Below are 14,815 nucleotides of genomic sequence, written 5' to 3' on the forward strand. Positions count from 1 at the left end.
AAACATGTCTCGATCCGCCGCACAAATTCGAACAGTGCCTGCCAGGTTCTGCACAATTATGCGCATCGCGAACAGACAGCCCTGCTACGTTACAAAGCCCCAGCGCCGCTCTCACAGTCGCTGTAATCTAAGACATTTTTAACATAGCTCAATCATTCCAAAGCGTCCAGCGAACGGGAAAAGAAATCTTACGCAATGATTGAGTTAGAACAAATTGTGAAAAGTTATGCTTAAATCATTGTAACGCGACCAAATTGTTTCAGGGAAAAAACCGTGTTAATAATCTGCCCGCTGCTGTATTAAAATGCACCAGGTTATAAACAGTGTTATGCACCAAAATAATGAAATTTTTATGACGCTGCATCAAAAGAAGGCAAGCAAAACGTTTCGATAAAAATAAAACAATCTCACGCACCCGTTTATACAGAATATATGCTCAAACCTGTCGCTTCGTTTATAAGGATAAATATTCACCAATTTTCAATATTCTGAAGGAATGGTTAACTGGTGCTAAATTATCCAGCACAGTAATTAACTCCTGCACGGGTTCATCCAGCGCTTCATCCGCCAGATCAAACACGCCCCAGTGAATGGGAAACGCCAGTGGCGACCCCAGCTGCTGCCATAACGCCACTGCCGATTGCGGATCCATATGATGGACAGCCATGAACCATCTTGGGGCATAGGCACCAATCGGTAATGCGGCCACATCAACCGGCCCCAGACGTTCCGGTATCAACAGCAGTTCAGGAGAATACCCGGTGTCACCGCTGAACCAGAAACGGTGGTGTCGTCCTTCCATAACCCAGCCGCACCATAACGAGCGATTGCGGTTCCACGGCGTGCGCATACTCCAGTGCTGCGCCGGTACAGCGGTGAGCGTCATTCCCTGCCAGGTGAAACTTTGCCACCAGTCGAGTTCAACCACCTGTTTTGCTCCCCGACGTCGAAACCAGGCAGCCAGGCCAAGAGGAACAAAGAGTTGCACATTGGGAAAACGCCTGAGAATACGGCGAATGGTCGCGTCATCAAGATGATCGTAGTGATTATGGGAGATGACGACCGCATCAAGTCGCTGAAGCTTGTCGACAGACAGTGCGGGAGGCGTCCTGCGCTGTGGTCCGAGAAAAGGAAGCGGAGAAGCACGCCATGAAAATACCGGGTCGGTCAGGAGGATATTGCCGTCCATCTGCAGCAACACGCTCGCATGCCCCAGCCACCATACGCCATCTTCATGCGGTTGCGTCAGCACAGCGGGTTGCCACCACTGGCGGATAAAATTGTCATAACCCAGTGTGGGCGGTTTCGGTAGACCGGCCTCTTTACGCGCTTTACGCCAGCGGTCAAGGTCGCCGGGTTGATGTCCACCAGGTTGGGTATTACGAAAACCGTTTGGGGTGTGATGGTTCAGGGAGGGGTCATACCAGGGATTTTTCCAGACCACGGCCACCTCCCAACGCAAAAAGATTAACGCTCAGCCACCAGGCGGATAAAGTCGTCTTCGTCTTTCTTGTCTTCAGCAACCGCGTCTTTGGGCGCGTCTTTCTCTTCCGGTTCGTTCGCTTCACACAAACGGCGAAGCAACGCATTCTGGCGCTTTTGCTGATCGAGCAGCGCTTCCAGCAGTTCGATCTGCTCGTTCGTACGTGAACTGGCGCGGTTCACGAAAAACCAAACAACCAGGCCCACAAGCAGCACCACCAAAGACATCATCAGGGATGCCATATTCAGCAGCCCTGAATTCAGTAACTCACCCATTTCACCACCTCAATAAAAACGTCTATTTTACCACTGGCGCGAAGGAAGGAAATCACCTTGAGAAAAAATGCGTATTACCACGGAATAAACTTATTGATTGCGCAAACGCCGCTAAAAAACTGTACATCCTGATCGCACATCACATTGATAGTCTGCGTCCATAACACCACGCACGCTATCAGCACGATAATCAGAATCACCCAGCGTATTTTTTTCACTCCACACTCCGTTTAAAGACCTGATGCCACCAGGTTAACACGCTTATCTTAAACAAGGACTAACTGTACCGCCATCACCCCTTTTTAAGAATTCTGCACTTGTTTCAGAGCGTAAACCGTTTAGGCTGAATGTATGATAACAACGATAAAAGAGGTAATGATGCGATTAATCATTCGAACAATTATTGCACTGGCCGTCGTCTGGACGGGTCTTCTGTTAACGGGTTACGGCGTGCTCGCGGGAAGCAACGAAAATGCAGCCGGACTCGGCATTCAATGTAAATACTTAACCGCGCAAGGACTGAGCACGGCGCAATATCTGCATACTGATAGCGGGATTATTGGTTTAACCAACTGCCCTGTGCTGCGTAAAACGTCCGTTGTCATTGATAATGGCTAACCCCTCTCCTGGCCTCAGACACAAAAACGCCGCAACAGATGCGGCGTTTTTTATGCTAACAACGATTAAAACGGGTAGTCGTGATAACCCATCTGTTCAGAAATTTTACGCGCGGCCGTGTGCAGAATCGCTACGTACTCGTGCAGACGCTCTTCGGAGAAGCGCAGGGTCGGGAAAGAGATACTCAGGCCCGCAATCACCACACCAAAGCGGTCAAACACCGGCACGCCGATGCAGCGCAGCCCTTCTTCCTGTTCTTCGTTATCCTCGCCATACCCCTGCTCACGCACCTGATCGAGCACCGTTAACAGCGCATCCGTATTGGTTATGGTTCGTTCAGTGCTGCGTTTGTACTCCACGCCCTCGAGGATCTGCTTCACCTCATCGCGATCGCGCCACGCCAGCAGAACCTTACCGATAGCGGTACTGTAGAGCGGGTTGCGACGTCCAATGCGTGAATACATACGCAGGTTATACATGGAGTCGATTTTATGGATGTAAACAATGCTGTCTTCATCCAGCGCGCCGAGATGGATGGTCTCTTTGGTCAGACGCGAGATTTCACGCATCTGAATATCAGCGCTGCGGATCAGGTCAACATTTTGCAATGCACGGGCGCCCAGCTCGAACAGTTTCAGCGTCAGAGAGTATTTTTCAGACTCGCCTTCCTGGGCAACGTACCCCAGTGACTTCATGGTTTGCAAAAAGCGATAAACGGTGCTTTTCGACATCATCACACGCTGCGACAACTCTGTAATACCAATCTCACGCTCTTCCCCGAGCGCCTGTAAGATGCCAAACACCTTCAGCACGGAAGAAACAGAATCTGGCTGTTTATCCAAATCCGCAATAGCCATTTACCACCTCATAGAGAGTGTTTTATAAAAATCAGAACCGGTTTTTATTATAAGTTCCCGTCATGTCACCTGCAATCAGTCCCCGTTTACTTCGTTACAAATCTGCGACATATCGCGCCAGTAACAGTGCTAAAATAGTTACCCTGAGAATAATTTCACGCTGAGCTTTTTACTCCTGATGGAAAAGAATCTTTCCGATGGTCTGCCTTTACCCCAGCGCTATGGCGCGATAGCAACCATCATTATTGGTATCTCAATGGCCGTCCTTGACGGCGCCATTGCAAACGTTGCCCTGCCAACCATCGCCAGCGACCTGCATGCCTCCCCGGCCAGTTCGATATGGATTGTTAACGCCTACCAGATTGCGATTGTGGTTTCGCTGCTTTCGTTCTCATTCCTCGGCGATATGTTCGGTTACCGTCGGGTGTATCAGTGCGGTCTGGTGGTTTTCACTCTCACCTCATTGCTATGCGCCCTGTCGGATTCACTGCATACCCTGACGCTGGCGCGCATTGCGCAAGGTTTTGGCGGCGCGGCGCTCATGAGCGTCAACACGGCGCTGATCCGCTTAATTTATCCACAGCACCATCTGGGCCGCGGGATGGGGATAAACTCGTTTATTGTCGCCGTCTCTTCCGCTGCCGGGCCAACCATCGCGGCGGCGATCCTGTCCGTTGCGTCCTGGCAATGGCTGTTTGCCATAAACGTGCCTTTGGGAATGGTGGCCATCTTCTTTGCCCTGCGTTTTCTTCCCGCTAACGGCCCGAAAAGCACCATGCCGCGCTTCGATGTGGCGAGCGCGGTGATGAATGCCCTCACCTTTGGTCTGCTGATTACCGCCCTGAGCGGTTTTGCGCAGGGGCAATCGCTGATGCTTACCGGGGTGGAACTCCTCGCACTGCTGGTGACAGGCTTCTTCTTTGTTCGCCGCCAGCTTGCTCTGCCGGTGCCTTTACTGCCGGTTGATCTGCTGCGGATCCCTCTCTTTTCACTCTCCATTTGCACCTCTGTCTGTTCGTTCTGCGCCCAGATGCTGGCCCTGGTTTCGCTGCCGTTCTTCCTGCAGAGTGTGGTTGGCCGTTCAGAAGTAGAGACCGGGCTGCTGTTAACCCCGTGGCCGCTGGCAACAATGGTGATGGCCCCGCTGGCGGGCTATCTGATCGAACGCGTTCACGCCGGTTTGTTGGGTGCGCTGGGGCTGGCGGTGATGGCGACGGGGCTTTTCGCGCTGGCACTGCTGCCGTCGTCGCCTTCAGACCTGGATATCATCTGGCGCATGGTGCTGTGCGGAGCGGGGTTTGGCCTGTTCCAGTCCCCTAACAACCACACCATTATCACTTCGGCGCCACGTCATCGCAGCGGTGGGGCCAGCGGCATGCTGGGGACCGCGCGTCTGTTGGGACAAAGCACCGGTGCGGCGCTGGTCGCCCTGATGTTTAACCTCGCGGGCCAGAACGGCAACCATGTTGCACTTCTCACCGCCGGTGTACTTGCCACCCTTGCGGCTATCGTCAGCGGCCTGCGGGTGACCCAGCCCAGGGTTCAGGCATAAAAAAAGCCGGGCGGAGTAGTCTCCTGCCCGGCTTAGTACGCTGCTTTACTTACTTCAGGTATTCCCCACTGCGCAGCGCTTCAATTCGCTTATCCAGCGGCGGGTGAGACATAAACATCTCGCTCAGCGATTTTGATTTACCGTTGATGCAGAAGGCCATCATGCTGTTCGCTTCCTGCGGCTCGTAGCTGGTTTTCAGACGCTGCAGGGCAGCAATCATCTTCTCACGACCGACCAGCTTCGCAGAGCCGGCATCCGCGTGGAATTCACGGTGACGTGAGAACCACATGGTGATGATACTGGCCAGAATACCGAATACCAGCTCCAGCACCATTGAGACGGCAAAGTAGATCAGCGGGTTACCGTTGCTCTCTTCGCCTTCGTCGCGGTTCCCCCCCATAAAACCTGCCGCAATCTGCGCCAGAATACGGGAGATGAAGATAACGAAGGTGTTCACTACGCCCTGAATCAGGGTCATGGTCACCATGTCGCCGTTGGCAATATGGCTGATCTCGTGGGCAATAACCGCTTCGGCTTCGTCACGGCTCATGTTCTGCAGCAGACCGGTGCTCACGGCAACCAGTGACGCATCACGACGGGCACCCGTGGCGAAAGCGTTAATATCCGGAGCATGGTAAATGGCGACCTGCGGCATGGCGATACCGGCCTGACGGGATTGCTGCGCCACCGTATTCATCAGCCACTGTTCCATATCGTTACGCGGTTGCTCAATGACCTCACCGCCTACCGATTTCAGTGCCATCCACTTCGACATCAGCAGGGAAATGAAAGAGCCACCAAAACCAAACAGCAGCGCCATAATCAACAGACCCTGAACGCTGCTCGACTGAATTCCTGTCAGGCTTAGCACGAGCCCGAAAACCACCATCACCGCCAGGTTGGTGAGCAGGAAGAGCGCGATTCGCATCATAATTTTCTTTTTACCTCAGTTTAACAAAACGCACTATGCGATTACCCACATCGTATGGGTATTGCGGCTATTTTCAAGCATCCGGCGGGCGTAAGTCACCAGAAAGACACAACTTTACACAATTGAAAAGCTGGCTGACGGAAGGATGCAGAACAAAAAGAAACAGGCACAATGTCTTGTGCCTGTTGGGAGATTATTTTGCCGGAGCGGGCTGCTCGGCAGGCTTCTCTTTTTCCAGATTCGCCAGGTCAAGTGCGATATGCACCGTCTCGTCCAGATACGGATCCGGCTCCTGGTAATCTTTAGGCAGATCGTCCAGTTTCTTGAGCAACGGCTTGCCTTCGCGTTTGAAGCGGTCGTTGATACGCGCCAGACGGGTTGCGTCATCCTCGTTGTTCTCTTTCTCACGCTGAGCGTAGTTCAGAGAAACAATATTCCGTTTATCCTTCATGGCATTGAAGCGAGCAATGTCCTTCATGATGTACTGGAATTCAGGATCTTTCGCGATGCGTTCGTTATGGTCTTTCAGCAATTCCGGACCAAACTGGGTCATATCGCCGGCTTTGACATAGGTCGCGGCATTGATGCTGTCCCACGGCAAGGCGTTATCTTCAAACTTCTCGCCGGTTTCCGTCTCTTCCGTGCCTGTCGGCATGATGATGTCTGGCGTCACGCCTTTACGCTGCGTACTGCCGCCATTCACACGGTAGAATTTCTGAATGGTGTACTGAACCGACCCCAGCGCTGGCCATTCCGGACGCAGCATCTGATCGTAAATACGGTTCAGGGAACGGTACTGCTGAACGGTCCCTTTACCGAACGTCGGTTCGCCCACAATCAGCGCACGGCCGTAATCCTGCATGGCAGCGGCAAAGATTTCAGACGCGGACGCACTGAAGCGGTCAACCAGGACCACCAGCGGGCCTTTGTAGTAAACCACGCCGTCGTTGTCGGCATCTTCACGGACTTTACCGTTATTATCGCGGACCTGAACCACCGGACCAGAAGGAATGAACAGTCCAGAGAGTGAAACCGCTTCCGTCAGCGCACCGCCGCCGTTACTGCGCAGGTCGATAATTACGCTGCTGACGTTCTGCTTTTCAAGCTTCTGCAGCTGCACTTTCACATCGTCGGTCAGCCCCACATAGAAGCCCGGAATATCCAGGACCCCCACCTTCTCTTTACCCACGGTTTTCACCGACATTTTCACCGCGCGGTCTTCCAGACGGATACGCTCACGGGTCAGGGTAACGATACGGGTTTTGGTGCCTTTTCCGGCTGGCAGAATTTCCAGACGAACCTTGCTGCCTTTCGGGCCTTTGATCAGCGCAACCACGTCATCAAGACGCCAGCCGATCACATCAACCATGTTCTGGCCAGTTTGACCCACACCGACAATACGATCGCCGACGCTAATCGCTTTACTCTTGGATGCCGGACCACCTGCGACCATCGAATTGATCACCGTGTAATCATCATCCATCTGCAGCACCGCGCCGATACCTTCCAGAGACAGGCTCATTTCAGTATTGAACTGTTCGGTGTTGCGCGGAGAGAGATAGTTGGTGTGCGGATCGATTTCGTGCGCAAAGGCCGTCATGGCCAGCGAGAAGACATCCTCACTGTTGGTCTGCGCCAGACGACGAATGGCAAATTTGTAACGGCGCGTCAGCGTGTCACGGATCTCTTTTTCATCTTTGCCCGTGAGCTTAAGGCTCAGTTCGTCGTATTTCACTTTACTGTCCCACAGCGCATTCAGCTCGGCTTCATCTTTCGGCCAGGGCGCTTTACTGCGGTCCAGATTAAAGGTGTCGTTGCCGGTGAAGTCCATCGGACGTTCCAGCACTTTTAGCGCATACTGATAGCGTTCGAAGCGGCGCTTTTGCGACAGGTTGTAGAGATCGTAGAACAGATCCAGCTTGCCTGAACGCAACTCATCACCCACCTCGGATTTGCGCTTAGCGAACTGCTCGACATCACTGGCGAGCAAAACGTTATGGCTGTAATCCAGCAAGTTCAGATAGCGGTCAAAGATTTTGGCCGAGAAGGCCTGATCGAGATCGAACTGACGATAGTGCGAACGGGTAAAACGTGAGGTCACGCGCTCGCTCACCGTCGCGTGCTGCGTCTCTTCCTTGAGTACCGGAATTTGATCAACACGGGTGATATCGTCCACTGCAAAAGCATGACCTGTTATGGCAAACAGGCCCGCCAGCGCGGTGAGCTTAAAAAAAGTGTTCATGCCAGGCTTGGCCTCCGTTTCAGAACAACAAGTGTTCTGCGCGTACAATCATTGACATACCAGAAGTCAGCTGTACACGAACGCCATCTTTGGTGATTTCCAGTACGGTGGCGTCCATAGCATTGTTACCCGCTTTCACCTTCAGTGCCTGACCTACGCTCAGAGCGTTAATGTCAGAAACTGGCGTATGGCGCGGCTCTTCACGAGGGGCGCGCGGGGCTTTAGCTGCTGGTTTGTCAGCACGCGGTTTGCGATCGTTATTGTCGTTGCGACGTGGCGCAGGACGAGGTTTACGCTCGCGACGAGGCGCGTCTTCCTGACCATTAGCCGCTGCGGCTTCACGTTTTTTCGCTTGCTGTTCAGCACGTTGTGCCTGAACGCGTGCTTTGGCTTCTTCCAGCTGTTTACGCGCGTGCTCTACGTGCTGCTCGTCCAGCTCACCACAAGGATTGCCGTCGAGATCCACACGGGTCGCGCCCGGTTTGATACCGTACAGGTAACGCCAGCTCGAAGTATAAAGACGTAAGGCGGAACGCAGCTGAGTTTTGCTGAGGTTCATTTCCCCCTCAACGCGCGCTACCAGATCCTGAAAAATACCGACTTTCAGGGGACGAGCTTCGCCTTCAGCGCTGAAGCACTGTGGGAAACGCTCGGCCAGAAATGCGATAACTTCTTTACTGCTATTCAACTTAGGTTGATTTTCCATGAAATTTCCTGATTACAACGGACGTTGCCAACAAGCGCAGGCATGAACAGGCGTCATTATAATGACGCTATCCGTAAATGCTACGTTATCCGTTGATTATCCTGCGACGCTCGCAAAGAATTTTTGATAATCGGTTGCTGCGAGTACGTTTTCCAGATTCGCCACCAGCTCGCGCAGCCCCTGTTCGTCCTCGGTTGTAAAGCGACTGAAGACCGTACTGTCGATGTCCAGAACGCCAATAATCTGATTTTTTACCACCAGCGGCAGAACGATTTCAGAATTACTGGCGGCATCACAGGCAATGTGACCGTCAAACGCATGCACATCTTCCACACGCTGTACCTGATTCTCAGCCACCGCGGTGCCGCAGACACCACGACCAACTGGAATGCGCACGCAGGCCAGTTTGCCCTGGAACGGGCCAAGCACCAGCGTTTCCCCTTCCAGGAGGTAAAAGCCAGCCCAGTTCACGTCAGAGAGACGTTCAAACAGCAATGCGCTAGTATTTGCCAGAGTGGCTAAGAAGCTGGTCTCACCCGCCATCAATGCCTTAAAATCGCGGTTCAGATCCGCGTAGAATTCTGTTTTGTTCATTATTCAATCACTTAGTTGTCTTACAAAATTACCGCATAGCCTATTAAAATAAGCATTAAATGCGCTCATGCTCAAGATGAATCCGTTCATGAGTTATTATAACTTTCAACAATACTTATTTGTGCGCAGCTGATGGCCTTAAAAACAACCAAAATTACGCCGAAAAAAAAGATAACTGTCCATACGGTAAGCCAGGCTTTGCCCCGTGCACATTATCAGCGTTGCCCTCAGTGCGATACGCTTTTTATGTTGCCGAAGATGAAATCGCACCAAAGTGCCTTTTGTCCCCGCTGCGACGCCAAAATCCGTGACGGCCGCGACTGGTCGTTAACCCGCCTCGCCGCCATGGCGGTCACCATGCTTCTGCTGATGCCGTTTGCCTGGAGCGAGCCGCTGCTCAAACTTTACCTGCTCGGCGTGCGTATCGACGCCAACGTGCTGCAGGGGATCTGGCAGATGACGCGTCAGGGCGATCCACTGACCGCGGCCATGGTGCTGTTCTGCACCGTTGGCGCACCGCTGGTGCTGGTCGCCGCCATTGCTTATCTCTGGTTTGGCAACATTCTGGGCATGAACCTGCGTCCGGTGCTGCTGATGCTGGAAAAGCTGAAAGAGTGGGTGATGCTGGATATCTACCTGGTGGGCGTGGGCGTGGCGTCAATAAAGGTACAGGACTATGCGTTTCTGCAGCCGGGCGTCGGGCTGTTTGCCTTCATTTGTCTGGTCTTGCTCAGTATCCTGACGCTGATCCATCTGAATGTGGAGCAGCTCTGGGAGCGCTTTTACCCTCAGCGCCCCGCTACCCGCCCCGATGAGAATCTTCGGGTTTGTCTGGGCTGCCACTATACCGGCTTTCCCGACGCGCGCGGCCGCTGCCCACGGTGCCATATCCCGTTGCGGCTGCGGCGCAACAACAGTCTGCAGAAATGCTGGGCCGCGCTGATTGCCTCTCTGGTCTTCCTGATCCCGGCCAATATGCTGCCCATCTCCATCATCTATGTGAATGGCGGACGTCAGGAAGATACCATTCTCTCGGGGATCATCTCGCTTGCACACAGCAACATCGGCGTGGCGGCAATCGTCTTTATCGCCAGTATTCTGGTGCCGTTTACGAAAGTGATCGTGATGTTTACCCTGCTCATCAGTATTCATTTTAAATGTGAGCAAGGTTTGCGCACCCGTATTCTGCTTCTGCGATTCGTGACCTGGATTGGCCGCTGGTCAATGTTGGATCTGTTTGTGATTTCGCTGATGATGTCGCTCATCAATCGCGACCAGCTACTTGCTTTTACAATGGGACCCGCGGCTTTTTATTTCGGCTCTGCGGTGATATTGACTATTCTTGCTGTGGAATGGCTGGATAGCCGCTTACTTTGGGATGCACATGAGTCAGGAAACCCCCGCTTCGCCGACTGAAGCGAGAATTAAAACTAAACGCCGCATTTCGCCATTCTGGTTGCTGCCTGTCATCGCGCTGATGATTGCAGGCTGGCTTATCTGGACGAGCTATGAAGATCGCGGAAGCACTGTGACCATCGATTTCCAGACCGCTGACGGCATCGTTGCCGGGCGAACCCCTGTTCGCTTCCAGGGGGTTGAAGTCGGTACGGTTCAGGACATCTCCCTTGGAAAAGGGCTGAACAAGATCCAGGTGCGGGTCAGTATCAAATCTGACATGCAGGATGCCCTGCGCAGCGAAACGCAGTTCTGGCTGGTGACGCCGAAAGCCTCGCTGGCCGGTGTCTCCGGGCTGGATGCGCTGGTGGGCGGTAACTATATCGGCATGATGCCGGGCAAAGGTGAGCCCCAGGATCACTTTGTTGCGCTGGATACCCAGCCCAAATACCGTCTCAATAACGGCGATTTGATGATCCATCTGCAGGCGCCGGATCTCGGCTCGCTGAACAGTGGCTCCCTGGTCTATTTCCGTAAAATCCCGGTTGGCCGCGTGTACGACTACGCGATTAACCCGAATAAACAGGGCGTCACCATTGATGTGCTGATCGAACGTCGCTTCACCAACCTGGTAAAAAAAGGCAGCCGCTTCTGGAACGTCTCCGGCGTGGATGCTGACCTCAGCCTGAGCGGTGCGAAGGTGAAGCTGGAAAGTCTGGCGGCACTGGTGAATGGCGCCATTGCCTTTGATTCCCCGGAAAACTCAAGCCCGGCTACCGCCGACGACACGTTCGGGTTGTACGCTGACCTGGCGCACAGCCAGCGCGGGGTGATTGTTAAACTGGCCCTGCCCGATGCGAAAGGGCTAAAAGCCGGCTCAACACCGCTGATGTATCAGGGGCTGCAGGTGGGTCAGCTCACCAAAATGACCCTCAACCCGGGCGGCTCGGTCACCGGCGAGATGACGGTCGATCCGAGCGTGGTCGATCTCCTGCGCGAGAAGACTCGCATCGAAATGCGCAGTCCGAAGCTATCCCTGAACGACGCCAACATCAGCACCCTGCTCACCGGCAATACGTTTGAGCTGATCCCCGGTGAAGGTCAACCCAGCAACAGCTTCGTCGTTGCCCCGGCGGATAAAGCCCTGCTGCAAAAACCGGGGGTGATAACGCTCACGCTCAATGCCCCGGAAAGTTACGGTATCGAAGCCGGTCAGCCGTTGATTTTGCATGGCGTGCAGGTGGGTCAGGTGCTGGAGCGTACGCTCTCAGCGAGTGGCGTGAGCTTCTCGGTCGCCATCGATCCGCAATACAGCGACCTGGTGCACGGCGACAGTAAATTCGTGGTGAACAGTCGCGTCGACGTCAAGGTAGGTCTGGACGGCGTGGAGTTCCTCGGTGCCAGCGCCAGCGAATGGGTTAACGGCGGCATCCGCATTTTGCCAGGGGATAAAGGCCCCGTGCGCGATAGCTACCCGCTATACGCGAACCTCGAAAAAGCGATTGAGAACAGCCTGAGCGATCTTCCTACCACCACGCTAACATTAAGCGCCGAGACGCTGCCGGACGTACAGGCAGGTTCCGTTGTGCTCTACCGCAAGTTTGAAGTCGGGGAAGTGATTACCGTTCGCCCGCGTGCGGACGCGTTTGATATCGAGCTGCATATCAAGCCCGAGTACCGCAAGCTGCTGACGCCAAACAGCGTCTTCTGGGCCGAAGGTGGCGCGAAAGTTCAGCTCAATGGTAACGGGCTGACCGTGCAGGCTTCCCCGCTCTCACGCGCGCTGCGCGGCGCGATTAGCTTCGATAATCTCAGCGGTGCGGGTGCCAATCTGCGTAAAGGCGATAAGCGTATTCTTTTCCCGTCGGAAACCGCCGCGCGTGCCGTGGGGGGGCAAATTACCCTGCACGCGTTTGATGCCGGTAAGCTGGCGGAAGGCATGCCAATCCGCTATCTGGGCATTGATATCGGGCAGATCCAGAAGCTGACGCTCATCACCTCGCGCAACGAGGTGCAGGCCACCGCCGTGCTGTATCCGGAATATGTGCAGACCTTTGCGCGCACGGGTTCACGTTTCTCCGTAGTCACACCGCAGATTTCGGCCGCGGGGGTGGAACATCTCGACACCATCCTGCAGCCGTATATCAACGTTGAGCCCGGCCAGGGCAATGCCCGTCGTGATTTCGAACTGCAGGAAGCCACAATCACCGACTCGCGCTACCTGGGTGGCCTGAGCATTGTGGTGGAAGTGCCGGAAGCTGGCTCGCTGAGCATCGGTACGCCGGTCCTGTTCCGCGGCATTGAGGTGGGTACGGTCACGGGTCTGACGCTCGGTACACTCTCCGACCGCGTGATGGTGGCGTTACGCATCAGCGAACGTTACCAGCACCTTGTCCGCAATAACTCGGTATTCTGGCTGGCATCCGGCTATTCACTGGACTTCGGCCTGACGGGAGGGGTGGTGAAAACCGGCACCTTCAATCAGTTCATCCGCGGTGGTATTGCCTTTGCCACGCCGCCGGGAACGCCGCTGGCGCCGAAAGCGCAGCCGGGTAAACACTTCCTGCTGCTTGAAAGTGAACCAAAAGAGTGGCGTGAGTGGGGAACGGCCCTGCCGCGTTAATCTGAAAGGCTCCGGTGTCAACGCGCCGGAGCCTTTATGTTACACTGCGCACCTGAACTTTTCCCTGTGGTGTGCCCGTGGCTCAAAACTCCGTATTTCTTCCTGAACAATTCCTGGCGCAGATGCGCGAGGCGCTTCCCTCTCATCTCTCCTTAGACGACTTTATTGCCGCCTGCCAGCGTCCGCTGCGCCGCAGTATCCGCGTCAACACGTTGAAAATCAGCGTCGATGATTTTCTGACGCTGGTCGCGCCCTACCGCTGGCAGCTTATGCCAGTCCCGTGGTGTGCTGAGGGGTTCTGGATCGAGCGCGATGATGAAGATGACGTGCCGCTGGGCAGTACCGCTGAACATCTGAGCGGTCTGTTCTATATTCAGGAAGCCAGTTCGATGCTGCCGGTTGCCGCCCTGTTCGCGGATGGCAATGCACCTGAACGCGTAATGGATGTTGCCGCGGCTCCTGGCTCGAAAACCACGCAAATTGCCGCCCGTATGGGCAATCAGGGGGCGATCCTCGCCAACGAGTTTTCCGCCAGCCGGGTGAAAGTGTTGCATGCCAACATCAGCCGCTGCGGTATTCATAATGTTGCCCTCACCCACTTCGACGGACGCGTCTTTGGCGCCGCCTTACCGGAAGCTTTCGATGCCATTCTGCTGGACGCCCCCTGCTCCGGCGAAGGGGTGGTGCGTAAAGATCCCGATGCGTTAAAGAACTGGTCGGTGGAAAGCAACCTTGAGATCGCCGCCACACAGCGCGAGCTGATCGACAGCGCCTTTCACGCCCTGCGCCCGGGTGGCACACTGGTTTACTCCACCTGCACCCTCAACCGCGATGAAAACGAAGACGTCTGTCTGTGGCTGAAAGCGCAATACCCGGATGCGGTCGACTTTCTGCCGCTGAACGATCTGTTTGCCTCAGCCGGTGAAGCGGTCACCCCCGAAGGTTTTCTTCACGTCTTCCCGCAGATTTACGACTGTGAAGGGTTCTTTGTGGCGCGTCTGCGTAAAACGCAGGCGGTGGCTCCCCTCCCTGCACCTAAATTCAAGGTTGGTACTTTCCCGTTTGCGCCTCTTAAAGGTCGCGATGCCGCACAGCTTATCGCGGCCGCCAGCCAGGTTGGGCTGGTATGGGATGAAAGTCTGCACCTCTGGCAGCGCGATAAAGAAGTTTGGCTTTTCCCGGCGAATATCGAACCGCTGATTGGTAAAGTGCGTTTTTCGCGCATCGGGATCCGCCTGGCGGAAGTCCATAACAAAGGCTATCGCTGGCAGCACGAGGCCGTCATCGCACTTGCCGGGGGCGAGAATACTTTTGCCCTCACGCATCAGGAAGCCGAAGAGTGGTACCGTGGTCGCGATGTCTACCCGGCGAGCACCCCGGCAGGCGATGAAGCAATCGTGACGTATCAGGGGTACCCGCTGGGACTGGCAAAAAAGGTCGGCTCCCGACTGAAAAACAGTTATCCGCGCGAACTGGTCCGCGATGGTCGTCTGTTTACCGGTAACGATCGCACCGACTAAAAAAAGCGCACTTTTTTAC

Annotated in this window: 13 protein-coding genes; 5 read left to right on the top strand and 8 right to left on the bottom strand. The window is 54.5% G+C overall.

The features are described from left to right. Window positions 1-454: 454 nt before the first annotated feature. From C1N69_RS13500 to mgrB, 3 genes are all read right to left on the bottom strand, one after another. Window positions 455-1,444 carry an MBL fold metallo-hydrolase gene (locus C1N69_RS13500; protein WP_155031366.1) on the bottom strand — a complete coding sequence of 330 codons (990 nt, stop codon included), beginning with the start codon at window positions 1,442-1,444 and terminating at the stop codon, window positions 455-457. Window positions 1,445-1,467: 23 nt separating this feature from the next. Next, a complete protein-coding gene (locus C1N69_RS13505) occupies window positions 1,468-1,758 on the bottom strand; it encodes a YebO family protein (RefSeq protein WP_047958942.1) in 291 nt (96 codons plus the stop codon). A gap of 74 nt (window positions 1,759-1,832) precedes the next feature. After that, window positions 1,833-1,976 carry a PhoP/PhoQ regulatory lipoprotein MgrB gene (mgrB, locus tag C1N69_RS13510; protein ID WP_006175995.1) on the bottom strand — a complete coding sequence of 48 codons (144 nt, stop codon included), beginning with the start codon at window positions 1,974-1,976 and terminating at the stop codon, window positions 1,833-1,835. 160 nt (window positions 1,977-2,136) lie between these two features. Here mgrB and C1N69_RS13515 point away from each other — a divergent pair, with 160 nt between their 5' ends. After that, window positions 2,137-2,376, top strand: a complete 240-nt coding sequence (locus C1N69_RS13515; RefSeq protein WP_025756897.1) for a YobH family protein — start codon at window positions 2,137-2,139, stop codon at window positions 2,374-2,376. Between the two features lie 65 nt (window positions 2,377-2,441). Here the strand turns inward: C1N69_RS13515 and kdgR are convergent, their stop codons facing one another. Further along, complete coding sequence (gene kdgR, locus C1N69_RS13520; RefSeq protein ID WP_025756898.1) at window positions 2,442-3,233, bottom strand: DNA-binding transcriptional regulator KdgR; 792 nt, start codon at window positions 3,231-3,233, stop codon at window positions 2,442-2,444. A gap of 178 nt (window positions 3,234-3,411) precedes the next feature. On the opposite strand from kdgR, the gene C1N69_RS13525 reads away from it, so the two are divergent. Beyond that, window positions 3,412-4,785, top strand: coding sequence for an MFS transporter (locus C1N69_RS13525; protein ID WP_155031367.1), 1,374 nt, complete (start codon window positions 3,412-3,414; stop codon window positions 4,783-4,785). Window positions 4,786-4,834: 49 nt separating this feature from the next. Here C1N69_RS13525 and htpX read toward each other — a convergent pair whose 3' ends face one another. The 4 genes from htpX to C1N69_RS13545 form a co-directional block, all read right to left on the bottom strand. Beyond that, window positions 4,835-5,716, bottom strand: coding sequence for a protease HtpX (gene htpX, locus C1N69_RS13530; RefSeq protein WP_155031368.1), 882 nt, complete (start codon window positions 5,714-5,716; stop codon window positions 4,835-4,837). A 193-nt stretch (window positions 5,717-5,909) separates the two neighbouring features. Next, on the bottom strand, window positions 5,910-7,958 hold the full coding sequence (gene prc, locus C1N69_RS13535; protein WP_047958944.1) for a carboxy terminal-processing peptidase: 2,049 nt from the start codon (window positions 7,956-7,958) through the stop codon (window positions 5,910-5,912). Between the two features lie 19 nt (window positions 7,959-7,977). Beyond that, window positions 7,978-8,664 (bottom strand): RNA chaperone ProQ, encoded by a 687-nt coding sequence (gene proQ / locus C1N69_RS13540; RefSeq protein WP_025756901.1) that lies wholly within the window; start codon window positions 8,662-8,664, stop codon window positions 7,978-7,980. Between the two features lie 96 nt (window positions 8,665-8,760). Beyond that, window positions 8,761-9,258 (bottom strand): GAF domain-containing protein, encoded by a 498-nt coding sequence (locus C1N69_RS13545; RefSeq protein ID WP_008500476.1) that lies wholly within the window; start codon window positions 9,256-9,258, stop codon window positions 8,761-8,763. Between the two features lie 132 nt (window positions 9,259-9,390). Here C1N69_RS13545 and yebS point away from each other — a divergent pair, with 132 nt between their 5' ends. The 3 genes from yebS to rsmF all read left to right on the top strand — a co-directional run bounded on the left by yebS (window position 9,391) and on the right by rsmF (window position 14,796). Then, window positions 9,391-10,674, top strand: a complete 1,284-nt coding sequence (yebS, locus tag C1N69_RS13550; protein ID WP_104557091.1) for a membrane integrity lipid transport subunit YebS — start codon at window positions 9,391-9,393, stop codon at window positions 10,672-10,674. Next, on the top strand, window positions 10,643-13,276 hold the full coding sequence (locus C1N69_RS13555; RefSeq protein ID WP_047958946.1) for a PqiB family protein: 2,634 nt from the start codon (window positions 10,643-10,645) through the stop codon (window positions 13,274-13,276). The genes yebS and C1N69_RS13555 overlap by 32 nt, the downstream gene beginning before the upstream one ends. A 77-nt stretch (window positions 13,277-13,353) precedes the next feature. Further along, window positions 13,354-14,796, top strand: coding sequence for a 16S rRNA (cytosine(1407)-C(5))-methyltransferase RsmF (rsmF, locus tag C1N69_RS13560; RefSeq protein ID WP_155031369.1), 1,443 nt, complete (start codon window positions 13,354-13,356; stop codon window positions 14,794-14,796). Window positions 14,797-14,815: the final 19 nt, after the last annotated feature.

This window comes from Enterobacter sichuanensis, from assembly GCF_009036245.1.
GTDB lineage: Bacteria > Pseudomonadota > Gammaproteobacteria > Enterobacterales > Enterobacteriaceae > Enterobacter > Enterobacter sichuanensis.